25 protein-coding genes are annotated in these 26911 nt (G+C 67.8%); 9 read left to right on the top strand and 16 right to left on the bottom strand.

Annotation, left to right across the window (positions count from 1 at the left end; all coding sequences use genetic code 11):
* Window positions 1-3: 3 nt before the first annotated feature.
* Both KDB89_RS00195 and KDB89_RS00200 read right to left on the bottom strand, forming a co-directional pair.
* Window positions 4-1125 (bottom strand): hypothetical protein, encoded by a 1122-nt coding sequence (locus KDB89_RS00195; RefSeq protein ID WP_219082308.1) that lies wholly within the window; start codon window positions 1123-1125, stop codon window positions 4-6.
* 65 nt (window positions 1126-1190) lie between these two features.
* Window positions 1191-3434 (bottom strand): N-acetylneuraminate synthase family protein, encoded by a 2244-nt coding sequence (locus KDB89_RS00200; protein WP_219082310.1) that lies wholly within the window; start codon window positions 3432-3434, stop codon window positions 1191-1193.
* Window positions 3435-3575: 141 nt separating this feature from the next.
* On the opposite strand from KDB89_RS00200, the gene KDB89_RS00205 reads away from it, so the two are divergent.
* Window positions 3576-4397 (top strand): alpha-1,2-fucosyltransferase, encoded by an 822-nt coding sequence (locus tag KDB89_RS00205; RefSeq protein ID WP_219082312.1) that lies wholly within the window; start codon window positions 3576-3578, stop codon window positions 4395-4397.
* Between the two features lie 13 nt (window positions 4398-4410).
* Here KDB89_RS00205 and KDB89_RS00210 read toward each other — a convergent pair whose 3' ends face one another.
* The 7 genes from KDB89_RS00210 to KDB89_RS00240 all read right to left on the bottom strand — a co-directional run bounded on the left by KDB89_RS00210 (window position 4411) and on the right by KDB89_RS00240 (window position 11713).
* Window positions 4411-5088, bottom strand: a complete 678-nt coding sequence (locus KDB89_RS00210) for an acylneuraminate cytidylyltransferase family protein (protein WP_219082313.1) — start codon at window positions 5086-5088, stop codon at window positions 4411-4413.
* Window positions 5085-6083 carry a prephenate dehydrogenase gene (locus tag KDB89_RS00215; RefSeq protein WP_219082315.1) on the bottom strand — a complete coding sequence of 333 codons (999 nt, stop codon included), beginning with the start codon at window positions 6081-6083 and terminating at the stop codon, window positions 5085-5087. Before KDB89_RS00215 ends, KDB89_RS00210 begins: the two co-directional genes overlap by 4 nt.
* Window positions 6074-7069, bottom strand: coding sequence for a CgeB family protein (locus KDB89_RS00220; RefSeq protein WP_219082317.1), 996 nt, complete (start codon window positions 7067-7069; stop codon window positions 6074-6076). The genes KDB89_RS00215 and KDB89_RS00220 overlap by 10 nt, the downstream gene beginning before the upstream one ends.
* Complete coding sequence (locus KDB89_RS00225) at window positions 7066-7995, bottom strand: glycosyltransferase family 2 protein (protein ID WP_219082319.1); 930 nt, start codon at window positions 7993-7995, stop codon at window positions 7066-7068. The genes KDB89_RS00220 and KDB89_RS00225 overlap by 4 nt, the downstream gene beginning before the upstream one ends.
* Window position 7996: 1 nt before the next feature.
* On the bottom strand, window positions 7997-8641 hold the full coding sequence (locus KDB89_RS00230; protein ID WP_219082321.1) for an alpha-1,2-fucosyltransferase: 645 nt from the start codon (window positions 8639-8641) through the stop codon (window positions 7997-7999).
* Between the two features lie 175 nt (window positions 8642-8816).
* A complete protein-coding gene (locus KDB89_RS00235; protein WP_219082323.1) occupies window positions 8817-9863 on the bottom strand; it encodes a hypothetical protein in 1047 nt (348 codons plus the stop codon).
* Window positions 9864-9874: 11 nt separating this feature from the next.
* Window positions 9875-11713: an ABC transporter ATP-binding protein gene (locus KDB89_RS00240; protein WP_219082325.1), complete on the bottom strand. Its 1839-nt coding sequence runs from the start codon at window positions 11711-11713 to the stop codon at window positions 9875-9877.
* 160 nt (window positions 11714-11873) lie between these two features.
* Between KDB89_RS00240 and KDB89_RS00245 the strand changes: the two genes are divergently transcribed.
* Window positions 11874-12836, top strand: coding sequence for a glycosyltransferase family 2 protein (locus KDB89_RS00245; RefSeq protein ID WP_219082327.1), 963 nt, complete (start codon window positions 11874-11876; stop codon window positions 12834-12836).
* Between the two features lie 749 nt (window positions 12837-13585).
* Here the strand turns inward: KDB89_RS00245 and KDB89_RS00250 are convergent.
* From KDB89_RS00250 to KDB89_RS00265, 4 genes are all read right to left on the bottom strand, one after another.
* The gene (locus KDB89_RS00250) at window positions 13586-14512 is read right to left on the bottom strand and encodes a glycosyltransferase family 2 protein (protein ID WP_219082328.1); all 927 of its coding nucleotides are present in this window, start codon (window positions 14510-14512) and stop codon (window positions 13586-13588) included.
* Window positions 14513-14555: 43 nt separating this feature from the next.
* Window positions 14556-15119 (bottom strand): YdcF family protein, encoded by a 564-nt coding sequence (locus KDB89_RS00255; protein ID WP_219082330.1) that lies wholly within the window; start codon window positions 15117-15119, stop codon window positions 14556-14558.
* 1 nt (window position 15120) lies between these two features.
* A complete protein-coding gene (locus KDB89_RS00260; protein WP_219082332.1) occupies window positions 15121-16083 on the bottom strand; it encodes a DUF808 domain-containing protein in 963 nt (320 codons plus the stop codon).
* Window positions 16084-16147: 64 nt separating this feature from the next.
* Entirely contained in the window at window positions 16148-17086 is a 939-nt protein-coding gene (locus KDB89_RS00265) for an NAD-dependent protein deacetylase (RefSeq protein WP_219082334.1), read from the bottom strand.
* Between the two features lie 179 nt (window positions 17087-17265).
* On the opposite strand from KDB89_RS00265, the gene KDB89_RS00270 reads away from it, so the two are divergent.
* The 4 genes from KDB89_RS00270 to KDB89_RS00285 all read left to right on the top strand — a co-directional run bounded on the left by KDB89_RS00270 (window position 17266) and on the right by KDB89_RS00285 (window position 19681).
* Window positions 17266-18042 carry a fructosamine kinase family protein gene (locus KDB89_RS00270; protein WP_219082336.1) on the top strand — a complete coding sequence of 259 codons (777 nt, stop codon included), beginning with the start codon at window positions 17266-17268 and terminating at the stop codon, window positions 18040-18042.
* A 74-nt stretch (window positions 18043-18116) separates the two neighbouring features.
* Window positions 18117-18719 carry a DsbA family protein gene (locus KDB89_RS00275; RefSeq protein ID WP_219082338.1) on the top strand — a complete coding sequence of 201 codons (603 nt, stop codon included), beginning with the start codon at window positions 18117-18119 and terminating at the stop codon, window positions 18717-18719.
* A gap of 79 nt (window positions 18720-18798) precedes the next feature.
* On the top strand, window positions 18799-19284 hold the full coding sequence (locus KDB89_RS00280) for a flavodoxin domain-containing protein (RefSeq protein WP_219082340.1): 486 nt from the start codon (window positions 18799-18801) through the stop codon (window positions 19282-19284).
* A gap of 58 nt (window positions 19285-19342) precedes the next feature.
* The gene (locus KDB89_RS00285; protein ID WP_219082342.1) at window positions 19343-19681 is read left to right on the top strand and encodes a VOC family protein; all 339 of its coding nucleotides are present in this window, start codon (window positions 19343-19345) and stop codon (window positions 19679-19681) included.
* A gap of 203 nt (window positions 19682-19884) precedes the next feature.
* On the opposite strand, the gene KDB89_RS00290 is transcribed toward KDB89_RS00285, so the two are convergent.
* Both KDB89_RS00290 and KDB89_RS00295 read right to left on the bottom strand, forming a co-directional pair.
* Complete coding sequence (locus KDB89_RS00290) at window positions 19885-20628, bottom strand: extensin family protein (RefSeq protein ID WP_219082344.1); 744 nt, start codon at window positions 20626-20628, stop codon at window positions 19885-19887.
* 78 nt (window positions 20629-20706) lie between these two features.
* On the bottom strand, window positions 20707-22368 hold the full coding sequence (locus KDB89_RS00295) for a DUF885 domain-containing protein (RefSeq protein WP_219082346.1): 1662 nt from the start codon (window positions 22366-22368) through the stop codon (window positions 20707-20709).
* A gap of 140 nt (window positions 22369-22508) precedes the next feature.
* On the opposite strand from KDB89_RS00295, the gene KDB89_RS00300 reads away from it, so the two are divergent.
* Together KDB89_RS00300 and KDB89_RS00305 are read left to right on the top strand one after the other, a co-directional pair.
* A complete protein-coding gene (locus tag KDB89_RS00300) occupies window positions 22509-22823 on the top strand; it encodes a DMT family transporter (RefSeq protein WP_219082348.1) in 315 nt (104 codons plus the stop codon).
* Entirely contained in the window at window positions 22820-23185 is a 366-nt protein-coding gene (locus tag KDB89_RS00305; protein ID WP_219082350.1) for a DMT family transporter, read from the top strand. The genes KDB89_RS00300 and KDB89_RS00305 overlap by 4 nt, the downstream gene beginning before the upstream one ends.
* A gap of 444 nt (window positions 23186-23629) precedes the next feature.
* On the opposite strand, the gene KDB89_RS00310 is transcribed toward KDB89_RS00305, so the two are convergent.
* Window positions 23630-25525: a penicillin-binding transpeptidase domain-containing protein gene (locus tag KDB89_RS00310; RefSeq protein WP_219082352.1), complete on the bottom strand. Its 1896-nt coding sequence runs from the start codon at window positions 25523-25525 to the stop codon at window positions 23630-23632.
* Between the two features lie 177 nt (window positions 25526-25702).
* Between KDB89_RS00310 and KDB89_RS00315 the strand changes: the two genes are divergently transcribed.
* The gene (locus tag KDB89_RS00315; RefSeq protein WP_255556034.1) at window positions 25703-26908 is read left to right on the top strand and encodes a TerC family protein; all 1206 of its coding nucleotides are present in this window, start codon (window positions 25703-25705) and stop codon (window positions 26906-26908) included.
* Window positions 26909-26911: the final 3 nt, after the last annotated feature.

The raw sequence follows: 26911 nt of genomic DNA on the forward strand, positions 1-26911 counted from the left end.
GTCTCACGCCGTGACCTCGGTAGGTTGCGGCGGGGCGGCGTCGCGGGCCCGGATCCAGTGAGCGAGGTAGATGCCGATCGCCACCGCGAGCGCGGGCTGCGTCAGGGAGTAGCCGATGTTGATGGCGCAGATGAGCCCGGCGATGACGGCGGCCTCGGCCCACGTCGGCCGGGAGTCTTTGGGCACGAGGTGGATGCCGAGGAACAACAGTGCAAGAAGAAGAGCGAGCAGGCCGATGGCGATCAGGCCACCCTCGGCCCGCATCGCGTCGTAGCTGTTGTGGAACCACATGATGAAGCCCCCTCCGACATCGACCTGGGCCGACCCCAGTCCGTACCCCGACCAGCCTGAGCCATCGATCAGGACCTGGGTTGCCTGGGCAAGGCGGTCACGCAGCTCGTCCGAACCTTCTCGGTCGACGAACCAGCCGCGGGCTTCCATGAGAGTGGTTGCGAAGTGGTACAGGAAGTACGACCCCACGGCAGCGATGACCGTGAGGATCCGCCCCAGATGACGCCCGACGAGTGCCCAGATGACCGCCATCCCGAGCGCGAAGATGCTGGTGCGCGACCAGGTCAACATGACCCCGAATGACAGCAGTGCCAGGAGCAGGAGGCGCGTCCTACCTGGCCGATACCACTGGAGCGAGGCCAGCCCCAGGGCCAGGAGGACGGATCCCACGCCGTTGGGGTCCCCCATCACCCCCGTCAGTCGCCCTGCGTAGTCGGAGACCGGCAGCAGAACGATGCTGACGCCTAGCCAGAGCAGGAGCCCGGCCATGGTGCCGCGGCTCACGGATCGCAGGTCGATCCGCCCTGTGCTGATGACCCAGACGATGCTGAACAGCAGGACGATGGTGCCCATCCGACGGACCTGGGCGAACTGACTGGCCCCGATGGTCACGACGAGGAGCCACCCGACGAGCAGCGCGCCTACCACGGTGAGCAATGGTCGGTTCAGCTTGCGGGTCGGGTGGTGGGTGAGGCCGAGGACCACGAGGCACGCGGCAGCGATCGTGTTGATCGGCAGATCCCCCAGGAATGGCACCACCGGTCCGAGGCCGCGGACAGGCAGGAAGGTGGCGATGCCGAACACCAACGGCTGGATCTGCCCTGTGCCGGCCATCGCGTCTTGGAACGCGCTGCGCAGGCCCGTTTGTCGAGGGGCGGTGGAGAGCGCGCCGGCCATGCTCAGAACCACTTCTCCAGGCGCTCGAGCGCCAGCCAGAAACCCGCGCCTCCGTCGGTGTGGCCCATCCAGATCTCGGGGATGAAGCCGACGCCGGGGCTCAGCTCGTCCAGCTGCCGGGCCAGCAGCGGCCAGTCGACCTCGCCCTCACCGATCTGCGGACCCTCGCCGTCGACGCCCTCGGCGTCCACGAGGTGCAGGTGATCCGTCAGGGGGGCCAGCTTCTCGATGTACTCCGAGAAGGAGCGGCGGTGGAAGTTGGCGGCCAGCTTCGAATGCGAGATGTCCAGCGTCAGGCGGTGCCCGTACTGCTCGCAGAAGTCGACGGTGTCCTCGAGGCCCATGAACAGATTGTGGTACTGCTGCCCGCCCATCAACCATGGGTACGGCGGCAGCGTCTGCGCGGTGAGCCGGACATCGCTTGCATCGACCCGCTCGAGGGCCTGTGCGACCCGCGCATACATCTCGGGCCGCTTCGAGGGGTCCACGAAGCCATCGCTGGTGAATCCGCCCATGGTGGCGATCACCACGGGTGCCTCGTCGAGCGTGAAGTGGTTGGTGAGACGTCGGGTCAGGTCGATGACGCGCTGCAGCTCGGCGATCGATCGGCTCCAGATCGCGTCGTCCTCGCTGGCGATGTTGACGATGAAGTCGCCCGCGTAGAGGTCGGGGAGATGGACGGTGAACCCCAGGTCGAGACGGTGCGGGAACACCTCGTCGATGTCCACCTCAAGGTCCTTGTAGGAGAGGTGGAACTCGAGGAAGTCCGGGTTGGTGCCCTCCATCAGGCCGGCGAAGTCGTGCCAGCGCACCGGCAGGCCCCACGGTCGACGGAACTGATAGGGACGGCCACCCTGCGACGCGTCGGTGAGGTCGGTCGGGAAGAAGAAGTCGCCTGGCTCGAGCGTGCGGCCGGCGGTGCGGCCGAGCAGTTCGGGCAGCCGGTTCGGCTGCAGCCCGCGGCCGGGGGAGCGGACCTCCACGTCGGCCGTCTCGATGAGGTGTCCGGGCTCGATGCGGCGAGCGGCGACCAGCGACTTCGCCAGGTTGACGCGGTTCATCGCCTCGCCGGTGGACACGACGCGGGGCTCTCCGCTGCCGAGGGCCTCCTCCAGCTCGCGGATGCGCGAGACCATCTGCCGGAACTCGCCGGGCAGGAGCGAGACCTTGTGGTCGTTGCCCTCGAGGTCGCGGTCGATCGTGAAGTGCTTCTCGATGATGCTGGCGCCCATCGCCACCGCGGCAAGTGGGATGTGGAAGCCGCGCTCGTGCCCGGAGTAGCCGACGGGGCCGCCGGACAGCTCAGCCAGGCGCGGGAGATAGCGGAGGTTGATGTCCTTGAAGGGCGCGGGGTACGTCGACTGGCAGTGCAGCAGCGCGAACGGGGAGGCCGACGAGCGCAGCAGGTTGATGCTCTCGACGATCTCGGCCTCGCTGCTCATGCCCGTCGACACGATCAGCGGCAGCCCGGTGGCGAACATCTCGCGCAGCAGGGAGTGGTTCGTCAGGTCCGCGGAGGCGACCTTCAGCGCCGGCACCCCGTACTCGGCCAGCGCCCGCACGCTCGGCGGATCCCACGGGGTACACATGATCTCGAGGTCGCGCTCGCGGGCGTGGTCGAATACCTCGAACAGCCTCTCGGCGGGCAGCGAGTACTTGGCCAGGAGGTTCAGCGTGTACTGCGCGCCGAGGTCCTCTCCACCGCTGTTCGCGCCGGACTGGCGGTAGAGCGCGTCCATGTCGCGGAGCTGGAACTTGACGACGTCGGCACCGGACTCGGCGGCAAGGTCGACGAGGTGCTTGGCCAGCTCGACATCGCCCTGGTGGTTGTTGCCGATCTCGGCGATCAGGAGGCCCGGGTTTCCGGCGCCCACGGCGAAGCGGCCGACGTTGAGCGTGCGGCGGTCGTTGCTGGCGACGGCGACGACCCGGCCCTTGGCGTCCAGCAGGGGTACGTGGGTGATGACGCCGCGCAGGAGCGCGCTCACCTGCTGGTGAGGGGCCTCCAGTTCGGCGCGCACGCACCGGGTGTTCGCCGCGCGACCGCACGGTGACAAGAGGGAGGCATCCGGATCGGCGAGCAGCCAGCGGCGGATGTCACCGTCGGACAGGGATCCAATGAGGTGACCGTGGTTGTCGACGACGAAGACGATGCGGGACCGGTTGGCGTCGATCTTGCCGAGAGCGTGACGGATCGGCTCGCCCTCGTCGATGACCAGGGGGGCGATGTGACGGTCGATGATCATTCAGGCTCCGGTCCTGCGGATAACAGCCTCACCAGCGTAACTGCCGGCGAAACGCGCGGAGACCTGCGGGGAAACAAGGCCTGGGCCGGAGGTCAGGCCCACTCGTCGGCCCCAGTGGCGGACTCATCCTAGGATCGCTGCATGGATATGGCCAATGCCAGAGCCCGCATCCTCTCTCTGGTGCGGCGCGGGGCGCCGGTGGCGTGGTGTCCGTCGTGGATGCGGCTCGGGAATCTCCTCTATCAGGGACTGTGGGCTGAAGCGCACACTGGCGCCCGATTGCTGCTGCATCCGGAGCATGCTGAGATTCTCCAGAGGGTCGCTCCCAGAATGGCCGCGGAGCTGTGCGTACCCCGCAGCCGGGTCCCGTTCACCGCGCGGCGCGTTAGGCCGTGGGAGTCCGAGGAGCGTGGGGGGGAGTGGTTCGAGCCGTCCAATCTGCAGGACTTCATCGAGAGCTACGTGCTGCCGGGGTCCGAGATCGCCAGGACTCCTGCGCTGCGTGGTGCCTTCGTGGTGAACATCAGACGTGGCGACTACTACAGCGTCCCGCAGTATCGCGCCGAGTTCGGCATGGGGCAGATCTCGTACGTCAGCCGCGCCGTGGAGGAGTCGATCCGTCGCAATGGCGGCCCGGAACGCTTCATGGTGATCTCTGATGATCAGTCCTGGGCGAGGGAACATATAGGGCCGGTGTTGAGACGCTACGCCAGCGTGGAGCACCCGGAAGGTGACGCGGTCCGGGATCTGGCCGTCCTCGCCGGAGCCGAGCGTCTCCTGCTGCCGAACTCGACCTTCTCCTACTGGGGCGGGTACATCGGAGACGTCTTGCGCCCTGGCAGGGAGGTTATTGCACCGTGGTTCTGGGCAAGGGGGTCACAGGATGGACGATCGCATCACCTCCGGCGGCATTGGACCATTGTCGGGGATTCGGCGCCAGCGGAGGATGAGATCGACGAGTGACGCGTCGTCAGCGTCACACCAGGGGGATCCTCGCAGCCGCCAACTCAAGATCGTCCCAGGAGTCGATGTCAGTCCCCTCCACCGGTTCCATCACGAAGGCCCCGATGCGGCCCCCGAGGCGGTTGCGTGTCTGCTCGTACACCTCTGTCCGCGTCACGTAGAGGGACCCGGTCTCGCGGTAGCGGAGCTCCCTCTCGGTCATGTCCTGGCGTCGGAGCCGGTGCTCGTAGTCCCAGTGTGGGACGGCACGGTCATCCTCGGTGGACCAGATGAACGGCGGAACCGGGACTACCCCCACCAGCGAGTCCACGTCGGTGCGGTTGAACTGTTCGAGGGCTCTACCGATGGTGCCCGGTAGCCGCACCGGGGAAGTGGCCTGCAGCAGCACCACTGCGCCTGGCCGTCGGCCCTCGTCCGTCGCGACGCTGATGGCATGCAGCACCACAGGCTCGGTGGCGGTGGTGTCCTGAGCCAGCTCCGCGGGACGCAGGAACACCTCGGCCCCTGCTGCGCGGGAGACCTCGGCGATCTCGCCATCCTCCGTCGAGACCACCACGCGCAGCCCGGGTGTCGCGAGCGCCTGCTGGATGGTCCACACGATCAGCGGCTTGCCGCCGAGGTCTCGGAGGTTCTTGCGTGGGATCCCTTTGGAGCCACCCCTCGCAGGGATCAGGGCGAGGATCTCCTTCATGTTGCCTCCTTGAGGATTCGCTTCATGGCATCGGGCATGTGTGTCGGTCGGGACGTCGGTGGCTGCCCCCACCGCGCCAGCGAGTACCGCTCCCACATCTCCCGTAGCCAGGCGGGGGGGTTCAGATGGAACACCCACGAGGGGATTCCGCGGGTGGCGGCCTCAAGGACACCTGTCGAGAACGCCGCGACTACAGGTCGGTCGATCTCGGCGAGCGCCGCACCCTCGTCGAAGGCCATGCCCATGCGTCGCCACAGGGTGTGCTGGACGCGTGACAGCTTGTCCTCCTCGCGCGGGTGCGGCCGGTACGTCGCACCCGTCTCCCGCCAGAAGGCGGTCACCGACCGGGTCATGGACCAGCGGCCCAGCTCCGCGCCGTGTAGCTGGCCGAGGAACACCGGGGTGGTGAAGCGGCTGACGTGCGGGGCCGGGATGGCCGCGGCCGCGGTCAGGAGTGGCGACCCGACGACGACAGGTTCCAGGTCGGGTCGGCCCTCGCGGATGTAGTCTGCGTCGGCCTGCGACCAGGCGAGGAAGCGGGCCCCAGTCGGCGGCGGGGGCGAGAAGGGGGTGAGGAGTCCGTGCTGCACGACGACCTGCCGCCAGCCGCGCGCGAGGGCCAGTCCGTGTGCCCAGGCGCCGACCTGCAGATGGTCCCCGATGGAGACGACAGTGTCTACAGCGTCGAGCGTCGGCGGGGGGACACGTCGCCAGCCGTCGGCCTCGAGTCCGAGGTCCAGCCCGGCCGGATGGGCCAGCACAGCGTCCGGGGCCTCGGGTGACGAGAACGGCACCACCAGCGCGTAATGGTTCGTGGGCGACGTCGAGTCGCAGGCGACGAGCACCCGGGGAGCCTGTCCCCGTGTCCAGAACTCCAGGGCGGGAACAGTCGGGGCCGGCCGGGACGGCGTCAGTGCGGCCTTGAGGACGTGCAGCCGCCGGCGGGAGGCCTGCCACGAGCGCCATGAATCCAGGTCGGTGTATCTCAGGCCCACAGCTTCAGCACCTCCCTGGCCCGGTGCCCGAACGTGTGCTCGGCCAGCGTGCGGCGCTGCCCTGCGCGGCGGATCCGGTCGCCCCACCGATCATCGGCGATGAGGCGCCGGCTGAGGTCGATGAGCTCATCCTCGTCGTGGAAGACGAGAACCTCCTCGCCTGGTTCGTAGAACTCGGCGACCTCGTCGCGGTCGACGAGCTGCACCCCTCCGACGCCGGGGACCTCGAAGGTCTTCATGGTGAACCCGTCCTGGTCACCGTGGATATTGATGGCGGCGGGCGCGCCCGCGGTGAGGGCGTAACCGTCGATGCGATGCAGGTCGCGCTCCGCCTCCACCGCCGGCCGGTGCCACTGCCACGTTCGCAGGCGGTCGAAGGGGTGGTGCGACCAGTCGCGCCCAACCGCCAGATGCGGGACGCCGGCCCGTGCCAGAGACAGCATCAACTGCTCCCGGCGCCCGTAACGGGCGCCGATGAACAGAACCCGGTCGATCTGACGCGGCATCGGCTGCATTGTCGGGTCGAAGGCATTGGGCACGTAGAGGCAGGCACGGCCCGCGGCGGTGAAGGCCGCTGCATCCAGCGGTGAATACGACACCAGTTGCGGATACCGGTCGAGCGACTCCTCGGTGTGCCGGGTGCGCCGGACCTCGTCGTAGAGCCACAGCACCGAGCGGGCTCCGACGAACTCGATGGCCTCGTTGACGCGAGCCGAGAGCCGGTCACCCTTGATGACGACGACCGCGTCGGGTCGTTGAGAGAGGACCGCCTCGACCATGCGGGCGCTGGCCCGATCGTCGACGACCTGGCTGGTGCCGGTGAGGCGTTCAGGGAGCTCGCTGAGAAGCTTGTTCGCCACCTTCTCGCGGACAGATGTGAGGCTGTCGAAGCGGAGCGTCGTCACGTCGCAGCCGGCGGCGGCGAACCCACGCCCCAGGGATTCGCCGTAGCCGTGGAAGGAGGGGGAGAGGATGAGCAGTTTCATCGTGCCTCCCCCGCCCGGGTCTGCCAGCCGTGACGGATGAGCTTGAGCTCCGCCGCGCGGGTTGACCGCGCATCCACGCCCTTGCCGCGGAGCTGCCGCTGGAGGTTCCACAGGAAGTTGATTTCCGTCGCGGCGCGAAGGGCCACAAGCAGGCGGCGGGCGCCGCCCCACTTGGCGGCGTAGCGGAACCAGGAGTCGGTCAGCCAGCCTCGTCTGCGCTCTGGGGCCGACGACCCGCCACCCACATGGCCGACCTGGACCGTTGGCAGGTAGATCGCGCTGACGCCGAAACCGTGTGCGCGGCGCTGCAGATCGACCTCCTCGCTGTTCATGAAGAAGCGCTCATCGAAGCCCCCGAGTGCTTCGAACGTTTGGCGTGGGATGAGCAGGCAGGCGCCCATCAGCCAGTCCGTCGCCGTCGCTTGGAGCGCTCTTGGGGCATCGGTGTCGTGTCCGACTCGCCTGTGCCACCATCCCGTCTCGCGGTACCTGGCCAGTGGGGTGAGCCAGGCCACTGTGTGGTGCGACGCAGTCGGCCATCGGCGACATGTCCAGGCCGGGCTGCCACCCTCGAGGACTGCAGGGCTGGCGATACACGGAAGCGATGGATCGACCGCTGCGAGCAGGTCTCCCAGAAAGGCCGGGGTGATCGAGAGATCACTGTTGAGGACGAGCAGCAGTTTCCCGGTGGCCCTGCGTGCGGCGGTGTTGACCGTGCGGCCGAATCCTCCGTTGTGTTCCCGACGCACCACCGTGTACCCGGCGCCTGGTGGGAACGGGACAGGGGATGCGTCGTCACACACGATGATCTGACCGGGCGGGCTGGTCTGGGCCGTCAGAGCGTCCAGAAGGGGCAGGGTCTCGCGGGGATCACCGTGGAACGGGATGATCGCCGTCACGGCTGCCGAGGGATCTGGTTGGGGCATGTCACCAACCACCGGGGATGTCGGTGACAACTGACCATCGTGAGTCGAGATGCCAGGCGCGACCGCCCAGCAGGTCGCGACGGTGGAACCAGGGCGCCCAGGTGAGCTCGTAGTTGTCCCCGTGCCGAACGTTGCTGATGTAGGCGGCCCAGTAAGAGAAGGATGAGTTTGCCAGGATGAGGCGCCGTGCCCGGCAGAGCTGGATGAAGTTGTCCGCGGGTCCGTCAGCAGGGTCCTGGAGATGGATCGGTGCCGTCTCTTGGAGGAAGCCGAGGTTCGTGCGGCACCATGCAGGATCGTCAGAGACAATCGAGATGTTGTCCACCGCGCCTTGACGCAGGGCTCCGGCGACGGCCTCTCGGACATAGCTGGCCACGTCGAATGCGTACAGCGGTCGCCAGCGAGGATCCGAGTAGTAGTCGCCGCGCCTCACGTTGACCGTGAGTTGTGCCCTGTCATCGGCTGGAGGCGCCGCCAGGGCCGGGGCGCTGAGCAGGTACTCACGGATGAAATGCTCCAGGGTCGCTCGATCATCGTCCGGACTGCCCTGGTACATCGACACTTCTCGGGCGTAGGAGAGCCGCATCCGGTCCGGCTGGATCACCAGCTCACCCAAACGGGGAAAATGCCGCAGCCAGCCTTCCATGCTGGGGGTGGCTCGGACCAGGCGTCGCTGGGGGGTGGGGCGTGAAGGGTCTGCCCAGAACCAGAACGCCAGCATATTTCCGAGGCCGATTCCATCTGCTGGGGGGACTGCGACAACAGTCTTGCTGCGTCGACGGATGGGATCCAGGACCGCGCCGCGCAGGGCGGCCAACTGATCAACTCCACTCATGGTCGGCCTCAGGCAGTGCCGCCATGGAGATGGCGAGGCTGTTCAACTCGGACTCAAGAGCGCCTGCTTCGATGCCAGCATCCGCGAAGACGGCCCGGAGGCGCAGTCGCCAGTCGAGCTTTGCGGCTGCGAAGCGACGGATCGCGTTGGTGTCTTGCTCCCCGGGGGCCCGGAGCCTAGTCCGTATGATCTCCAACCCCAGCGCGAGGTTATCTGAGGGGACGCGGATCAGGGCTTGTTCAGGCAGCAGGGTCTTCGCTTCAACGCACTGGGGTGGGATGCCGGCGACCAGGCAACCATTCGCCAGAGCATCGGTCCATCGTCCCGTCAGATACTCGCGAGTCGGGTGTGTATAGCTGCTGGGTGATGCGAGATTGCCGAACGCGAGCACGGCGCGGGCGCTGGAGTAGGCCCGGTGCGCATTGTTGAGAGCCGCGGCCTCGGAGTCGCCGAACGGAGGCCGTGGGCTGAATGACAGTCCGGCCTCTCTGGCCGCGGCGGTTGTGCGGGCATCGTCGTCCCAGGCAGTTGGCTGCCGTCCGATTCGGGCAAGATCGACCCCCTTGTTCACCATGCGGCTGGTTGCGTCCAGCACGTCGGCGCCCCAAGGCAGAACGGCGACCGGCGTGGAGCACCTGGCACGCCAGTGGCTGAGGTCGTCGGCGCCGGTGATGTAGAGCTGGTTCAGCGGCACTGGGAGCCGGAGGGCGCTGGGGATGCGCTCGAGCCAGAAGCTGTCGATGATCCAGGCGACGACGCGGTTGTATCCCCGCCACAGGCGGGGCTCAGCGAGAAGACTCGAGAGCGCACCGGGTACCGGGCACACCACAAGGAGGCTCCGTTCACGCCTCGGGCCGGTGCGGGGGAGGAGCGAGGCCGCCAGACCTGCGAGCACGCGTCCTCGTGGTGGCACGGATGCAAGGGGGATCGGCAGGTGCTGACCTCCACCCAGCCGAGCTGCCAACGCCGACAACCCGGTGACTGGCCCCCAGCCGAAACCGTGCTGGGTGAACTGGATCACATCGAGGGCCATGGATGCGCGCATCATACAGACTCGTCCGGGGAGAGATCGCCGAGCTGAACAAGGGCGTCGAAGTGCTTGTTGGTCTTCCTTACCTCGTCGAAGGTGCCCTGCGCGACGATGCTTCCCTCCTCCATGAAGATCAGCTGGTCGACGCCGCGAACGGTCGAAAGACGGTGAGCCACCATGATCACGGTCATGTCGCCCGCCAGCGAGGTGATGGTCTGGATGATCTGGTCCTCGGTCTCGTTATCCAGAGCCGAGGTGGCCTCATCCATGACCAGCACGGCGGGACGGTGGTACAGCGCGCGGGCGATGCCCACACGCTGGCGCTGCCCACCGCTCAGACGGGTCCCGCGCTCGCCGATCTGCGTGCAGATCCCATCGGGGAGTGAGGACGTGAACTCCTCGAGTTGGGCAAGACGGATGCACTCGAGGATCCGCTCGTCGTCACGGTCAGGTCCCCTCTCGCCGAAGGCGATGTTCTCGGCAAGGGAGTCGTCAAGGAGGAAGATGTCCTGCGGAATGTACCCGATCCGAGATCGCCAGTTGCCGCCAAGATCCGCGATGGGGAGACCGTCAAAGCGGACCTGACCGGACTCCGGTGTCTGCAGCCCGAGTATCACGTCGACGAGCGTGGTCTTTCCGGAGCCGGAGGTGCCGCAGAATGCGACGCTCGTTGCGGTGGGGATGCTCAACGAGACGCCGCGAAGCACTGGGGCCTCGCCATCTGGGAACGTGAATACCACGTTCTCAACCGATATGTCGCCCCGCTTGGGTGCAGGAAGCACGGCGGAAACCGAGTCGGAGTGCGTGTCGAACTCACGCAGTGCGTCGAGCATCAGGACAGCGCCAGCGCTTCCTGATCGCATCGTACTGATCGTGCTGCTGAGGCCGGACACGGTCGGCATGAGCTTGATCGCTGCGGTGACGAATACCGCCAGACTGCCGATAGCGGAAGTCTGGTTGGTTGCGGCAAGCACGACCATGAGCAACGTGATTCCGATGATCACGCTGACCTCGAGCACGTACTTGGGGAGTTGCTGGAGGAAGCCAATCTTCCGGAATGATTGGATCGAGGTCGACATCGTTCCGTCGTAGCGATCCAGGAAGACATCCGCCTTGTTGAGCATCCGAACCTCCCTGAACCCCTGGAACGATTCGAGGAGCGCTTTCGAGCTGTCGAACGCTGCGCCCATGGCTGCGTGGCTTGCGCGCTGGGTCACAGGCCCGAGGACTCGGTCGATGAGCACCATGACGAGGCCAAGGAAGCCCACGGCCACCAGCGTGGGCACGGGAAGGACCGCAAGCAACAGGGCAAGCATCACCACGATGGACAAGAGTGCGGCGGTGGCGCTCAGAAGCCCCCCGATCACCTTGCCGAATGCGTCGGAGGTGGCCTGGCCGGTTGCGCGGATCGCCTCCGAGGTGTTGCGGCGACGATGCTGGGCGTAGGGCTCGGCCAGGAACGCGGCGAAGAGGTGCTTCTGAGTGTCGAACTGAAGGCGTGCTGTGAACCCGCTTCCGCGCCAGGAGACGACGAGCGCGAAGACAGCCTTGAGGCAGAACGCGGTGACAATCAAGGCGCCGAGGAGCACGATGAAGTCAGAGCGCGGAGGCTCCCCGAGAGCGACGTGTAGGACACCGATGTAGCCGTCGTCGAGCGAGGAACCGGTCATCAACTGAACCAGCGGAAGGATCATCGCGATGCCGACGACCTCTGTCAGCGAGGTCACGAACTGGGCGATCACCAATAGTCCCAGCTTCAGGCGGTCCTTGGGCGCCAAGAGATCGAGGAGCTGTCGGATCAGGTTCAGGCTGAGGGAAGGCGGCTTCGAAGTCGCGGCGTACCGCTCAACCATTCAGCCTCCTCGACCCTGACGAGGCATCTGCCCCTGAGAGATTGTCTCACGGTGGCCGAATCCACTTGGGTTGCCCTTCCCACGCGGTGAGGGGGACGAGGCAACCTGGGGCGGGCGGGACACCCAAGCGGCCTGCTGAGCGGGACACTACCCTTGTTGAATGGCTCCATCGATCATTCCTCGCTCCATCCGCGAGTACGTCACGGGCTGGGGTAGTCGGGTGGTCAGCCGGCGGTTCTGGCGCGACGTGCGTCTGGTCCGGCGCGGTCAGCGGGTGGACGGGGTGCCCCGCCGTCGCCGGCGTCGTGATGAGGTGTGGGTGATCGCCATGGTGAAGAACGAGGCTGACATCATCGAGGCTTTCGTCCGGCATGCTTTCTCGCAGGGGTGTGACCGGATGCTGATCATGGACAACGGGTCCACCGACGCAACATTGGCGATTCTTGAGTGCCTCGCAACGCAGTTCCCCATCCACGTCGGGCGGGACAGCGAGCCCAGATACCTCCAGGACGTGAAGATGTCGCGACTTGCAGCTTTGGCCCGGCGTGGGGGTGCGGGGTGGGTGATACCCATGGATGCGGACGAGTTCTGGTTCGCACCCGGAGGCACGGTTGCCGACTTTGTTCGCAGCGGTCGCGCTGACCGCTATCGCGCCTTCATGTACAACGGGTTTCCCTCGGCGGGCACTCCACAGATCGAGGGGCCCGGTCCGGGGCTGCGCGTCAACAGGGAGGCTGACCGAACGCTCAGCAAGCAGTGCGCGAGGACGTTCCCCGGTCTGTGGATTGGCATGGGGAACCACTGGATCGCGATTCCGGGCCTGTTGGAGGACGGGTTGCGTGTGTTGCATCTTCCATGGCGCAGCTTCCAGCAGTATGTGGGAAAGGTGTCCGTGGGGGCGGCAGCGTTGGCCGATGCGCGGCGCCCGGAGGAGATTGGAAGTCATTGGCGGGACCAGGCCTCACTTCAACGAGATGAGCTTCGTCAACGTTGGCGGGCGCTCCTCGACGGTGCCGACGTCCCCGGGCTCGGCTGGGCGCCGAACCCGCACGCAGTGATCGTGGACGCGACATCCTGGAGGACCTGGGAGGACGCCATGAAGGCGCTGGGCATCGAGGGGTGATTCTCCCGGTACTCGTTTGCTGGCAGCAGTTCGGGTGCTGGAACCCGCTGAGGACCCGGTAGCGAACACGTCCCTCGGCGGAGCCGAGATGCCCGCTGAGGCTCGTTCAGAGCGTGGCGACCCTCGCCCGACATGAACGGGCGTTGCTGCCGAGGGGTGGCGTGGGGCATATCCCGTAGCCAGTAGTCGATACGGGCCTTCTGGCAGGTGTTGACTCGGATGCCCGCCTGAATGGACCGTAGACAGTGTCGGTTCCTTCGAGGCCACCCTGGAAAGCCGCGTCGAACCCGCCGACGCGAAGGAAGTCCTCACGCCAGGCTGCGAGTTCCCCTGGCAGCGTCCCGGAAGGTGTCCGAGTCGTGCAGGGGTAGGTCAGGGCGTAGCGCCGGGTCAGGCTCGTTCGGCCCGATGCCGTACACCGCATCACCCCGGGGCGGTTCACTCGCGTATGCACGAGGCTCCCCGAGACGATGCCATGGAGCGAAGCGGTCCGTCATCGAGGGCGCGAAGCCACTCGGGGTGGACGGCATTGTCGGCGTCGAGGAAGGCGCCGGGTTCCGTGCGACGCCTCGACCCCTCCTCGCATGTCGTCTGTGCGGCGTTGAGAACGGCGATCACCTCGTACGACGGAGCATTCCGCGTCTCAGCCAGCGACTCAGCTGGCTGTCGATGGTTCTGGCGGCGTCGTAGCGCGGGATGATGGACACTGGCCCCAGGTCGATGCGCTGGTGTCACGGTTCATCCTTTCTCTAGTTCACTGCATTCCCTATTCCGATGGCCAGGTGGGGCCGAGGCGCACCCAGCAGGACGAATCTCACTCGTCCGAGGATGAGACCCACCTGGCGTCCCAGATCTTCGCGCCAGCGGGGCGGCCGACGACCGGTTGCAATCAGAGCGACCGTGCGGAGCGGGCGCAGTAGCCAGTGGCCTTGGTACGCGGGACTCGACGCCCAGGCATGGTGCCGTGCGCAGAGCAGCGCGTGTGAACGGGCGATGCTCATCCCACGCCGGAACGAGTCGGGCCGGATCCGGCAACGGTAAGCGATACACACCGGCCCCGCATCGGGCAGCGTGAGCCCGGAGGCCACAATCCGGAACGCCAGGTCGTTGTCCTCACCCTGGCTGCCGAAGGACAGGTCGAAACCGCCGAGCCGTCGGGCCAGTTCAGCGGTGATGCCGAACGAGCACCCCATGAGGATCGGGTAGGTGCTGGTACCACTGAGCGGGAGGCCATCGGGTACATCCTCATGAGGACCCACGTGGTCGACGGCTGCCTTCCACCCCTGCCGGCAGAGTTCATCCGTTACGGGGACCGCCCCGCCGGAGAAGACGGGATGTCGCCCAAGCTGCAGGACGCCGAGGCGCACCCACTCGGGCATGACCACGTCGTCGCAGTCGCAGAAGAGCAGCAACGGGGCTCGGGCCGCCCCGATTCCGACGTTTCGCGCATACCCCGTACCCCGCCTGGCCGTGGCATCGATGATCCGCACGTTGGGCAGCTGGACCCGCCATCGATCGGCGAGACCGGGTAGGTCTTCGTTCGCCCCGTTGTCGACGAGCAGGACTTCAAAGGGGGGTGCGCCGTCCTGCCGCGCGAGTGCCTCCAACTGGAGCGGCAGGAACTCGTCGGCGCCATGGCAGGGGATGATCACCGACGCCGCGAGTTCTGTCCCCATGCCTCAACTCTACGGAGCGTCCGAGACAGCGTCCTCGGCGGGGCTAGGACCCGACCACCATCGCCTTCACCCACGCCCCACTTTGGTAGACGAAGGAATACGCCCAGTCCATCGGGGACATGGCCTCGTCGGTCTCCCACATCACCACGTCGGCCTGCACGTAGCGCTCCATCCACAGCCTGGCGCGGGACATGTGCGGCGTGTCGGTCAGTACCGCCACGGTGTCCCAGCCCTGTTCATCGGTGTAGGCGGCGAGTTCCTCCGCCTCCCCCTGCGTCGTGTAGGGGTCCGGGTTCAGGCAGATCACCTCGTAGCCCGCCTGCTTGTCGCAGAAATCCTTCTCGTAGACCGCACCGGTCGTCTCGTTCACCGAGACCGTGACGAGCAGCGCCTGGGCACCGTACTCGGCGGCGAGTTCGCGTCCGAGATCGATACGCCCCTCCGCTGGCCCGAGCACGTAGATGGCGTCGACGCTCTGGTACGGATCCACCGTCGGGTGCGCGACGTAGCGCCAGCACAGCCCCAGCCAGACGACGATCAGCAGCACCACCGTGCCGCCGACGACCAGCGGCCAGCGCCGCTTCCCCCTGCCCCCCTGGCGAAACATCTCAGCTCGTGCCTTCCTGCGCGTGGGTCTCCGTTGACCCCGTGTGGCCCTTCTTTCCGAAGGGGAGGAGGTGCATGATCAGCACCACGACCGCGCCGACGATGAGGCCGAGCAGCGCGGAGAAGAACGTGTTGACCAGCCACCCGACGAAGCCGCCTGCGGCGTGCGCGGCCGCCTCTTCGAGGTGGTGGACGAACTCATAGATCGGCGTGAAGCCGAGGTCGTTGATGCCGACGAGCAGGATGTGGCCGCCGACCCACAGCATGGCCGCGACGCCGACGGTGCTCAGCACCTGCATCACCCTCGGCATGGCCTTGACGAGCCCTTCGCCGAGTCGGCGGGTACGTTCCTTCGCGGCCAGCTTGAGGCCGACGTCGTCCATCTTCACGATGAGGGCGACGACGCCGTAGACCATCGCCGTGATGATCAGCGCCACGACGACCAGCGACCCGGCGCGCATCCAGAACCCGAGGTCCCCCACCTCGTTCAGCGAGATCACCATGATCTCTGCGGACAGGATGAAGTCGGTGCGGATGGCGCTGGAGACCATCAGCTTCTCGTGGTCACCGCCCTGCAGGAGCGCCGGGGCCTCCTTGGCCTTGGAGTGTCCACTCACCGCCTCCCAGAGTTTCTCGGCCCCCTCATAGCTGAGGTAGAGGCCGCCGCACATCAGCAGCGGAGTCAGGAGCCATGGCAGGAACTGGCTGAGGAGCAGGATCGCGGGCAGGATGAAGACGAGCTTGTTGATGATCGACCCGCGTGCGATCTTCCACACCACCGGCAACTCGCGGTCAGGGGTGAAGCCCTGCACGTAGCGGGGCGTGACGGCGGTGTCGTCGACGACCACGCCGACGGCCTTGACCGAGGCCTTCGCGGCGCCGGCCGCCACGTCGTCGACCGAGGCGGCCGCCGCCCGTGCGATGGCAGCGATGTCGTCGAGGAGGGCTGCGAGTCCGCCTGCCATGTGGCGCCTTTCGTCGGGGGTGAGCAGAGTCTAGGGCGCGGAACGTCTCGCGAAAAGGGGCTTGTCAGTGGGCGGTCTGCCGGACCCATCGTTCGAGCACGGGTGCGATCCTCCCGTGGAGGCGCAGGGTGGCCAGCTCGTCGCCGCGGGTGGTGCCGTCGTTCAGGATGATGATCGGCCGGTCCTCCTTCGCCGAGCGGCGCAGGAACCGCAGCCCACTCATCACGGTGAGACTCGTCCCGAGGACGAGCAGCACCTCGGAGTGGTCGAGCAGCCGGTTCGCGGCGGCGGTGACCTCCGGGCGGACGTTCTCCCCGAAGTACACGACGTCGGGCTTCAGCATCCCGCCGCAGCGGTCGCAGGTCGGGTAGACGAAGTCCTCGGTCCGGTCCACCTCCGCGTCGCCGTCGGGGGCGGTCCGGGCGTTGACGGCCAGTTCGTCGAGGTGGGCCGCGAAATCGGGGTTCAGCGCGAGCAGGGTGGGCTGGAGCTCGGCCCGTGACGTCACGGCGCCGCAGTCGAGGCAGACGACGCGGTCGAGGTTGCCGTGCAGGTCGATGACGGGCGACGATCCGGCAGCCTGGTGCAGCGCGTCGACGTTCTGCGTGACCACTCCGGTCATCGGGGTCAGCTGCCCGAGACGGGCGAGGGCCCGGTGCGCTGGGTTGGGGGTGGCCCTCCCGAAGGCGCGCCAGCCGACGGTGGAGCGGGCCCAGTAGCGGCGTCGGCTCAGGTCGGAGCCGACGAACTCCTGGAACGTCATCGGGGAGCGTGGGACGGCGTCACGGCCGCGGTAGTCGGGGAGCCCCGACCCGGTGGACATGCCGGCCCCGGTCAGCACCATCGTGGGGCGGCCGACGAACAGCGCGAGGGCCCGGTCGAGCTCCGGCGCGGGCGACAGGCGCCCGAACTCGCCGCCGTGCGGACCCCAGTCGGTGCGGGACCCCGTCGTGCTGCGCTGGGCGGTGCGGAACCAGGCGCCTACGTCACCGGGGGAGTTCACGGGTGCCCTCCTCAAGATCGGTTTCGGGGTCGGTGAGTTCAGCGTAGCCGCCGCAGCTCGTGCCACGATCCCGTCGATCACCGTCCTGACACGGGATCGTCACCGCGTGGATACGGCACCGTCCACCACGGTGCGTCGTCCGGCGGATAACGTGTTGTCAGCGCGCAGAGGAGGCCGGCATGGAGACGTTCCACAAGGTCGGATCCCGCCGCGCGATCGTCACCGAGGCAGCGAGTCTCCGATGGCTGCTGGTGCCCGGGGGAGCCGCCGTCGCCCGACTGAAGGGCGTCGGATCGACGTGGCTCACCACCGGGCTGCTGGACCCCGGCACCCCGTCAAGGTTGGACGCGGAGAGGTTCGGCCGACGGCTCGCCGTGACGCACGCCGCCGGCGCGGGGTGGTGGGGCCAGGCGCCCCTCGAGATGAGCCCGGCGGACCTCACGCTGGCTGAGCTGCCGGCCCCGGCCGCAGCGAGGCCCACGTGGTCGACCTTCGGCGAGTTCTACGCCGAGGCCCGCTGCCGCCCCTACGTCCTGATGGCCGGGGGGCTGTCCGACGACGAGCGCGCCCTGCTGCACCGCGCGTGCGACGTCATCGCCGGCGGTAGATTCGACTCGCCGCAGCCGTCCCGGTGCCGCGACGTGGCCCGCATCCACGGCGACCTGTGGGGAGGCAACATCGTGTGGGCCATCCAGGGGGACGGCACCGTCGGCACGCTGATTGACCCCTGCGCGCACGGCGGGCACGCGGAGACGGACCTGGCGGAGCTTGGGCTGTTCGGATCAGACCACCTCGACGCCACCATCGCCGGCTACCAGGAGATCAGCCTGCTGGCCGACGGGTGGGAGGAACGGATCCCGGTGCACCAGTTCCACATGCTGCTGGTGCACGTGGTGCTGTTCCAGGGCGTGTTCGTGTCGCGGGCGTTGGACGAGGCGCGTCGGATCGTCGGCTGAGGGTGCACGTGGATTCGCTGATGGCTTGACAGAGTCGTCGGCCTGCATCCCTGAGGCTGTGCTGAGATGGGTTCATGACGACGAGTGTTGATTTCTGGTTCGACCCCACCTGCCCCTGGGCCTGGATGACCTCCCGCTGGATGCTCGAGGTGGAGAAGGTGCGCGACGTCAAGACCACGTTCCACATCATGAGCCTCGCGGTGCTGAACGAGGGTCGTGACCTGGACCCCGCCTACCGCGATCACATGGACAAGGCGTGGGCCCCGGCCCGCGCGGCCCTGCTGGTCGAGCAGCGACACGGCTCGGAGAAGCTCGCCGAGTTCTACACGGAGATCGGCACGCGCTTCCACCCGAACGGTGAGCCCCGCACGCTCGAGACCCTGAAGGCCGCCCTCGACGCGGTCGGCGCCGACGCAGACATCATCGACATCGCCCAGACCGACGCAGCCGACGACGACCTGCGCCGCTCGCACCACGAGGGCATGGACCCCGTCGGCGACGAGGTCGGCACCCCCGTGCTGCGCGTCAACGGCATGAGCCTCTTCGGCCCAGTCATCTCTCCGGCGCCCAAGGGCGAGGCCGCGGGAGACCTGTTCGACGGCTTCGTGAAGGTCACCGCCTACCCTGGGTTCTTCGAGTTGAAGCGCACCCGCACCGTCGGCCCGATCTTCGACTGACAAGCGGTGATATGGCTGGGGTCACCTGTTGTGGACCCCAGGCAAGCCTTACTGCGACGACGGGCGTTAGTGTCGTTCCATGCGCAACGTCCTGATCGCCTACGCCACCCGACTCGGCGCTGCCCACGTGATCGCCGACGCGATCGCCCGGGAGCTGCGGTCCAACGGAGACCAGGTGCGCGTCGAGTGCCTGCAGGACGCGCCCCAGGTGCATGACGCCGAACTCGTCGTGGTGGGCTCAGGCATCAACGCCGGACGCTTCTACCCCGAAGCGACGGCGTGGCTGAACGCCAACCAGGCGAACCTCGAGTCGACCACCGTCGCCGTGTTCAACACCTGCCTCAACGCGGCCGACCCCGGCAAGCAGGATGAGGCCATCGGGTACAACGCCTCGGCCGTCGAGCTGATCGGAGCCGCGGCCAGCGCGACCTTCGCGGGCCGGTACGAGAAGTCGAAGACCGGGTTCTTCGGCCGGCTCCTGCTCAGGATCCTGCGGAAGCCGGAGCAGGACAACGTCGACCGGGCGGCCGCCCGCGCCTGGGCGCAGGAACTCGTCGAGCTGTAGGCCGCCGTCAGCGCGCGGCCCGACGAGGGAGGGCGAACCGCACCGATAGCCTCCTCACATGGCACTTCTCACCGTCCGTTGCATCACCATCAACGCCGTCAACCCGACCGCTCTGGCCGCGTTCTGGGCTGAACTCGTCGGCGGCGTCCCGGCTGACTCGTGCAACGGGTTCATCCTGCTGGAACCAGGAGAAGGCAGGGTGCCGCTCCTGTTCCAGCAGAGCGAGGAGACCGACCAGCGCCGCGGGTGGATCCACCTCGACTGCAGCGTCGCCGACCTCGAGGCGGCGATCGGCCGGATCGAGGAACTCGGCGGTCGCCTGGTCGAGCGACGCAGGGACAGCAGCGGGGCCTGGGTCGTGATGGCAGACCCGGAGGGAAACCCCTTCTGCATCTGACGGCCGGACAGTCTCTCTACCGGCTGTCCCGACTCGGTCGTTGCCCTGTCCGTCGGGCTCGGTCGCCTGCCTGACCTCCACGACGAGACCCTCCCTGTCGATGACCGGCACTCTCCCGCACAAGTGTGGCCAGGGCCCAGGCACGCGCGTCATATCCGAGTGCTCCGGCTCTGGCCACAGTTGTGCACGGAAGGTCGGGCGGGTCAGCCTCCGGAGGCGGCGCGGGTGAGGAACTGGCGCCAGCCGTCGACGTCGGCCAGCGGGGCGGTTATGCCCAGCTCGGACTGGACGGAGCGCACGGCGTCCCGGGTCGCAACGTCGTAGCTCCCGTTCTCGGGGCAGTCGCGGCCGAAGACGTGCCGCGCCACCCCCTGGACCACCTGGACCTGGGCGCGTGACCGCTCCCGGAACCGGGGCGCGTCGAAACCGTTGACCGCGTTGTCGACGTGGATGTGGTTGTGGTGCTGGGCGTTGTAGCTGAGCGTCAGCGTGTACGTGAAGTGCGCGGCGAGTGAGGCGGCCAGCCGCCAGTAGCCCCGCAGCCGACCCGCGTCGTCACCCCACTCGTCGTAGCGGCACGACACCTCGCCGTCCTCGTGGCGCACGACGGCGACGTCGAAGGCCCGGCCAGCCGCGTGCCAGGACTCGCAGCGGTCGACGTAAGCGCCGTAGGTCGAGATCTCCGTCAGCCTCCCGAGCCCGGCCGCCGACTCCCAGTCGGCGGCCCAGGTGTCGAGCAGCTCGACGAACCGGGGGTCTGCCCGGAAGGACTGCCGGTTCCCCGACAGCTCGTACGACAGTGGCGCCCCAACGACGGTGTCGAACGAGACCAGGCTGTCCGGGGTCCGGCAGCCGCCGAGCGTCGACCCGTCGAACGAACCGACGTCCACGCACCCGGTCAGCGGCAGCGTCACCGCCGCCGCCAGGACCGATCGCCTGCTGACCATGGCTCCCACGCTAGGGCCGACCCGCCTCAAGACCCGCGTCGGGGTCAGCCGGAATGCTTCCCCGACGCGGAGGGCGCATCAGCCGGCCAGCGCCGTGCGCAGCACGTCCAGACCGACCGACCCCAGGTCGAGAGCGCGACGGTGGAACGCCTTCAGGCTGAACTCGTCACCCTCGCGGGCCGCCGTCTCGTCGCGCGCCTGCTCCCACAGCCGCTGCCCGACCTTGTACGACGGTGCCTGTCCCGGCCAGCCGAGGTAGCGGTCGAGCTCGAAGCGCACGAACTCCTCGGCCATGTTCACGTTGGCCTTCAGGAACGGCCAGGCCTTCGCCTCGTCCCAGATGCCGCCGCCCCACTCCTCGGGGCACTCCTTGCCGAGGTGCACGCCGATGTCGAGGACGACGCGGGCGGCGCGCATGCGCTGCGCGTCGAGCATGCCCATCCGGTCGCCGGGATCGTCGAGGAAGCCGAGGTCGGCCATCAGCCGCTCCGCGTACAGGGCCCAGCCCTCGCCGTGCCCGGAGACCCAGCACAGCAGCGAGCGCCACTTGTTGAGGTCCTTCGCGCGGTAGGTCGCCTGCCCGATCTGGAGGTGGTGACCCGGCACGCCCTCGTGGTAGACGGTGGTCTTCTCGCGCCAGGTGGCGAACTCGGTCACGCCCGGCGGGACCGACCACCACATGCGACCCGGCCGGGAGAAATCGGCCGTCGGGCCGGTGTAGTAGATCCCGCCGTCCTGCGTCGGGGCGATGCAGCACTCGAGGCGACGCAGCTCATCGGCGATGTCGAAGCTCTCGCCCGCCAGCGCGTCGACGGCCGCGTCGGCGGTGGTCTGCATCCACTTCTGGAGCGCGTCGGTGCCCTGCAACTGGCGGCCGGGGTCCTCATCGAGGCGCTTCATGGCCTCCTCGGGGGTGGTGCCGTCGCCGTACAGCTCGACGGCGATGGCCTCCTGCTCCGTGATGATCCGCTGCAGCTCCTCGAGACCCCACCGGTAGGTCTCGTCGAGGTCGACGGTGGCGCCGAGGAACTCCCGGGAGAAGCGCTGGTAGCGCTCGCGCCCGACCCCGTCGGCGACGGGGGCGCGGTCGGTCAGCGAGCGGAACGTGTCGGCGAGCCGCGCGTAGGCGGCGCGGGCGACATCGGCGCCGGCCGTCAGGTCCGCGCGGAGCGACTCGGGAGCGCGGTCGTCGTCGGCCAGCTGGTTCCAGAACGACGCGTCGCCGGCCAGCTCGTCGGACTGCTGGATGCCGATGTTGATCTGGCGGATCGCCGGGAACGGCAGCTCGGGGCGCTCGGCGGCGTAGCGCAGCGACTCGATGTACCCGTCGATCGCGCCGCCGACGTTTGCCATGCGGCCGGCGATGGTGCGCCAGTCGTCCTCGGTGTCGGTGGGCATCAGGTCGAAGATGCTGCGGATGTCCTGCAGCGGAGAGGCGAGATTGTTCAGGGCCGCGTACGTCTCGCCGGCGTCGAACAGCTCGAGCTCGAGCGAGAGCCGCTCGATCATCGCGTTGCGCGTCACGATGTCGTTGGCGTTGAGCGCCTCGGCCGCCTCGACCTCGCGCAGCGTCGCGCGGGTCGCGTCGGCGACCGCCTGCAGGCCGGCGGGCGAGTAGTCGTCGAGCGCGGTGTGGTCGCCCTCGAAGCCGAGGTGCGTCGCAAGGGTCGGGCTGAGGCTGACCATGGTGTCGACGTACGCGTCGGCGATCTGATCCAGGGGGGTGCGGGTCTCACTCATGCTCCCGAAACTATCAGGGGCGGCGGGGGAGACGTCGGGTAGGATGGGCCTCGGCGACCCCGCCCCGGACGACGGTTCAGTACCCGGTTACGCACGACTGGCCACCCCTCAGGGGGTTCACGTGCGAAGGGGAAACTCTCATGGACTGGGTCATTCTCATCGGCTCCGGCGTTCTGGAGGCCGTCTGGGCGACGGCGCTCGGGCGCTCCGACGGGCTCAAACGGCCGGTGCCGACGGTCGTCTTCATCGTCGCCGGGGTGCTGAGCCTCGTCGGCCTCGGTACGGCGCTCGCGACGCTGCCGACCGGCACCGCGTACGCCGTGTGGACCGCGACCGGGGCGTCGCTCACCGTCGCCTGGGCGATGCTGACCGGCGCCGAGTCGGCCAGCGTGAAGAAGGTGCTGCTGCTGACCGGGATCGTGGTCAGCGTCGTCGGGCTCAAGGTGATCTCGTGAAGCCGGGCTACGCGTGGCCGGTGCTGCTCGCCAGCGCCGTGCTGGAGGCCGTGTGGGCCAACGCGCTGTCCGCGAGCGCCGGGTTCAGCGTGCTGCTGCCGACGGCGGTGTTCGCCGTCGCGGTCGTCGGCTCGATGATCGGCCTGGCCGCCGCCATGCGCCACATCCCGACGGGGACGGCCTACGCCGTGTGGACCAGCGTCGGCACGGTGCTGACGGTTGCGTATGCCGCGGCGACGGGCAACGAGGAGCTGTCGTGGCTGAAGGTGGTCTTCCTCGCGGCGATCATCGGCTGCGTCATCGGCCTCAAGCGCCTCGACGCCTCGAGTGCGCGGGTCGTGGATCCTGTCGAAACGCCCTGAGCGGAGCGAAGGGTCAACCCGAGTCCCGCCTCGCTGCGCTCGGCGCCCTTCGACGAGCTCAGGGAACCGGGTGTGGCTCAGGGAACCTATTCCGGGTCGTTGAGCACTTCGACAGGCTCAGCACAGGCCCCGTCGAAACGCCCTGAGCGGAGCGAAGGGTTCAACCCGAGTCCCGCCTCGCTGCGCTCGGCGCCCTTCGACGACTCAGGGAACCGGGTGTGGCTCAGGGAAAACTGGTCCTCGGGTCGTTGAGCACTTCGACAGGCTCAGCACAGGCCCCGTCGAAACGCCCTGAGCGCAGCGAAGGGTCAACCCGGGTCCCGCCTCGCTGCGCTCGGCGCCCTTCGACGAGCTCAGGGAACCGGGTGTGGCTCAGGGAACCGATTCCGGGTCGTTGAGCCTGTCGAAACGCCCTGAGCGGAGCGAAGGGTTAACAGGTCCCGACTACGAGAACAGCTTCACGATCAGCGGGGCGGCGGTGGTGCCGCCGGAGTCGCCGACCTCGACGAACGACGCGACCGCGACGTCGTCGTTGTAGGCGATCATCCAGGCCGACGTCTTCAGGTCGCCGGTCTTGCCCCACTGCGCCGTGCCGGACTTCGCGCCGGTCATGATGCCCTGCAGCTTCGTGGCCGTGCCGGAGTCGACGGTGGCCTTCATCAGCTGCCGGAGCTGCTTGGTCTCCGTCGACGAGAGCGGTGCGGCGGTCGACTTCGCCGCCTCACCCTCGACGAGCCACGGGATGGTCGTCTGGCCGGATCCGACCGACGCGGCGACGGCGGCCATGCCGAGCGGCGACATGGTGACCTGGCCCTGGCCGATCTTCGACGCGGCGAGGTCGATCTTGTTGCCCGGATCGACGGTGCCGAAGTAGGCGGTGAACCCCGCGTCGTAGTCGACGCCGACGCCGAGCGAGGCCGCGGCGGCGTGCAGCTGCTTCGCGGACACGTTGGCGCCGGCGAACGCCGTGTTGCACGAGTACTTGAATGCGGTCTCCATCGGCACCTTGCCGGTCGCCGACGACGGGTATCCCGAGTAGTTGCCGAACGTGTAGGTGTTGACCTTCAGCGAGCTGGGGCAGTTCACCGTCGACGACGGCTCCTTGCCCTTGCGGAGCATCGCGAGCGACGTCGCGACCTTGAACGTCGACCCCGGCGCGTACTTCCCGTAGGTGACGTACGGGTACGTCCCGGCGGCCTCCGACTGGGCGGCGGCGAGCACCCCGCCGTCGTTCAGGTCGATCACGACGAGCGCCGCCGTGCCCTTCTGGCTCTTCAGCACCTTCTCGGCCTTGGTCTGGAGGTTGCGGTCCAGGCTGATGCTGATGGACGACGACACCGAGGCGTCCTGCTGGAACAGGGTCTTCTCCTCGACCGGCTCCGCGGACTCGCCCTCGGCAACCTTGCGTGCGACGAGGTCGACCTTCACGAGTGGCACGCCGCGCAGCGTCTCGTCGTAGCGGGACTGCAGGCCGCTCGTGCCGACGATATCCGCGCTCGTCAGGGTGCCTGCGGACTCCTCGATCTGCTCAGCGCTCGGCGCGCCGACCGAGCCGAGGATGGGGACGGCGAACGAGTCGCTGGGGCCGAGGACGGCGCGCACCTCGCGCACCATGGCCCCCGGCACGTCGGAGATGTTGGTGGGGATGGCGCTCTGCCGCACCTTCGCGCCGACGACGTAGGCCTTCGGCCCGTTGGCAAGGACCTTCTCGACGTAGGACTTCTTGTCGATGTCCAGGAGGACAGCGAGGTCACCCGCGGCGGTCTCCCATTCGGCCTCCTCGACCGTGGACTTGTCGAGCCCGACCTCGTACAGTGACCGCTCCTCGACGATGGCGTTGCCATCGCGGTCGTTGATGGCGCCCCGCTTTGCGGCCGTCTGCGTGTGCCGCATCCGCGACGCGGACGTCAGATCGGGATGGATGATGGACGGCTGCCAGTCGAGACGCCAGGTGTCGGTGACATAGCGGAACGACGCCGTCGACGTGTATGACCAGCCGTTCAGGCCGAGCGCGTAGTCCATGTTCAGGGTCGCCGACGCGCCGTCGGCCCCGTCGTACGTGACGGCGCCGGCGGTGACGCTGGGGTAGATCTCGTCCATCCCCGCGAAGATGGTGGTGAAGTCGGCCTGCGCGTCCGAGGCGGCGTTGACGGTGGACAACTCGCTGACGTCGTGGTCGTTGAGCGCCGCGACCAGGGCTGCGACGGCGTCGTCTGCGGCTGGCAGGTCGGCCGGCGGCTGCGCCGTCGACGCGGGCGCTGAGCCGCCGTCGTCGCCCTCCGGGGCGCATCCGACCAGGCACATCGTCGTCACCAGCAGCAGTGTCAGTAGACGTCGCATCAAGGACCTCCCGTCGTCGCGCCCAAGGCTACCGGCCGCCGGAGACGGCCTGGGACGGGCACCGTCGCATTGGGGGAAGCCCCGCTTCGCCGGTACCCTGGTGGGGTCATCGACGTTGGCCCTGAAGGGTACCGGTGGCAGAAACCCGTTTTCTTGCCCGTATTCAGGAGCAGTTCCTTGACGACTACCAACATGCCCCCATGGGTCTGGGCCATCACGCTCGTCGTGATCCTCGGGCTCCTGGCCTTCGACTTCTTCTTCCATGTGCGCAAGGCGCACGAGCCGACGTTGAAGGAGGCGGCCTGGTGGTCGGCCTTCTACGTCGGGATCGCGGTCGTGTTCGGCCTGATCCTGCTCGCGGTCGGCGACCATCACCTCGGCATCGAGTACTTCTCCGGGTACATCCTGGAAAAAGCCTTGTCGGTTGACAATCTGTTCGTCTTCCTGGTGATCATCTCCAGCTTCGCCGTGCCGCGCAAGGACCAGCAGAAGGTGCTGCTGTTCGGCATCGTGTTCGCGCTCATCATGCGAAGCCTGTTCATCTTCGCCGGCATGGCCCTGATCGACCACTTCACCTGGGCCTTCTATCTCTTCGGGCTGATCCTCCTGCTGACGGCCGGCAAACTCCTCGCGCCCGAGGATGAGGACCACGACGACTCGAACAACTTCGTCATCCGGCTGGCCAAGCGCTTCCTGCGCACCACCGACCACTACGACGGCGACAAGCTGTTCACCTTCGAGAACGGCAAGAGGGTCCTGACCCCGATGCTGCTTGTCATGGTGGCCATCGGCGGCACCGACATTCTGTTCGCCCTGGACTCCATCCCCGCCATCTACGCCGTGACGACCAATGTCTACATCGTCTTCGCCGCGACCGCGTTCTCGCTGATGGGTCTGCGTCAGTTGTACTTCCTGATCGACGGACTCCTCGACCGCCTCGTATACCTCAAGTACGGGCTGGCGATCATCCTGGGCTTCATCGGCGTCAAGCTGGTGCTCGAGGCGCTGCACACCAACCAGGTCGGCTTCATCAACGGCGGAGAGCCGGTCCACGTCTACACGTTCGACCCGGCCCACTCGCTGATCGTCATCATCGCCGTCCTGACCCTCACGGTCATCGCGTCGCTCGTCTCGCCCAAGGGGAAGGTCATGACCGCCGTTCGCTCCGTCGAGCGGAACGCGCACAGCTACCTTCACACCGAGTACCACGGGGATGAGGGCGAGCGGGAGGAGTGCTTCCAGAAGATGGTGGCCTCCGTCGAGAAGCTGGCGGCTTTCGATGCCGCGAAGCAGCCGCAGATCGAGCAGATGATGGAGGAGACCGGCGCCACGCTGGCTGTCCAGAAGGCCGAGAAGCTGCACGCGCAGGCGACGGGGAACTGATCC

The organism is Tessaracoccus palaemonis (assembly GCF_019316905.1).
Classification (GTDB): Bacteria; Actinomycetota; Actinomycetes; order Propionibacteriales; family Propionibacteriaceae; genus Arachnia; species Arachnia palaemonis.

Coding starts and splice junctions, on each gene's coding strand:
- KDB89_RS00300 (WP_219082348.1), top strand. CDS start 22,509: ATGGACTGGGTCATTCTCATCGGCTCCGGCGTTCTGGAGGCCGTCTGG.
- KDB89_RS00225 (WP_219082319.1), bottom strand. CDS start 7,995: ATGCCCCAACCAGATCCCTCGGCAGCCGTGACGGCGATCATCCCGTTC.
- KDB89_RS00235 (WP_219082323.1), bottom strand. CDS start 9,863: ATGGCCCTCGATGTGATCCAGTTCACCCAGCACGGTTTCGGCTGGGGG.
- KDB89_RS00245 (WP_219082327.1), top strand. CDS start 11,874: ATGGCTCCATCGATCATTCCTCGCTCCATCCGCGAGTACGTCACGGGC.
- KDB89_RS00310 (WP_219082352.1), bottom strand. CDS start 25,525: ATGCGACGTCTACTGACACTGCTGCTGGTGACGACGATGTGCCTGGTC.
- KDB89_RS00255 (WP_219082330.1), bottom strand. CDS start 15,119: ATGTTTCGCCAGGGGGGCAGGGGGAAGCGGCGCTGGCCGCTGGTCGTC.
- KDB89_RS00240 (WP_219082325.1), bottom strand. CDS start 11,713: ATGGTTGAGCGGTACGCCGCGACTTCGAAGCCGCCTTCCCTCAGCCTG.
- KDB89_RS00230 (WP_219082321.1), bottom strand. CDS start 8,641: ATGGAAGGCTGGCTGCGGCATTTTCCCCGTTTGGGTGAGCTGGTGATC.
- KDB89_RS00285 (WP_219082342.1), top strand. CDS start 19,343: ATGGCACTTCTCACCGTCCGTTGCATCACCATCAACGCCGTCAACCCG.
- KDB89_RS00200 (WP_219082310.1), bottom strand. CDS start 3,434: ATGATCATCGACCGTCACATCGCCCCCCTGGTCATCGACGAGGGCGAG.
- KDB89_RS00290 (WP_219082344.1), bottom strand. CDS start 20,628: ATGGTCAGCAGGCGATCGGTCCTGGCGGCGGCGGTGACGCTGCCGCTG.
- KDB89_RS00260 (WP_219082332.1), bottom strand. CDS start 16,083: ATGGCAGGCGGACTCGCAGCCCTCCTCGACGACATCGCTGCCATCGCA.
- KDB89_RS00220 (WP_219082317.1), bottom strand. CDS start 7,069: ATGAAACTGCTCATCCTCTCCCCCTCCTTCCACGGCTACGGCGAATCC.
- KDB89_RS00275 (WP_219082338.1), top strand. CDS start 18,117: ATGACGACGAGTGTTGATTTCTGGTTCGACCCCACCTGCCCCTGGGCC.
- KDB89_RS00205 (WP_219082312.1), top strand. CDS start 3,576: ATGGATATGGCCAATGCCAGAGCCCGCATCCTCTCTCTGGTGCGGCGC.
- KDB89_RS00210 (WP_219082313.1), bottom strand. CDS start 5,088: ATGAAGGAGATCCTCGCCCTGATCCCTGCGAGGGGTGGCTCCAAAGGG.
- KDB89_RS00295 (WP_219082346.1), bottom strand. CDS start 22,368: ATGAGTGAGACCCGCACCCCCCTGGATCAGATCGCCGACGCGTACGTC.
- KDB89_RS00280 (WP_219082340.1), top strand. CDS start 18,799: ATGCGCAACGTCCTGATCGCCTACGCCACCCGACTCGGCGCTGCCCAC.
- KDB89_RS00195 (WP_219082308.1), bottom strand. CDS start 1,125: ATGGCCGGCACAGGGCAGATCCAGCCGTTGGTGTTCGGCATCGCCACC.
- KDB89_RS00270 (WP_219082336.1), top strand. CDS start 17,266: ATGGAGACGTTCCACAAGGTCGGATCCCGCCGCGCGATCGTCACCGAG.
- KDB89_RS00250 (WP_219082328.1), bottom strand. CDS start 14,512: ATGGGGACAGAACTCGCGGCGTCGGTGATCATCCCCTGCCATGGCGCC.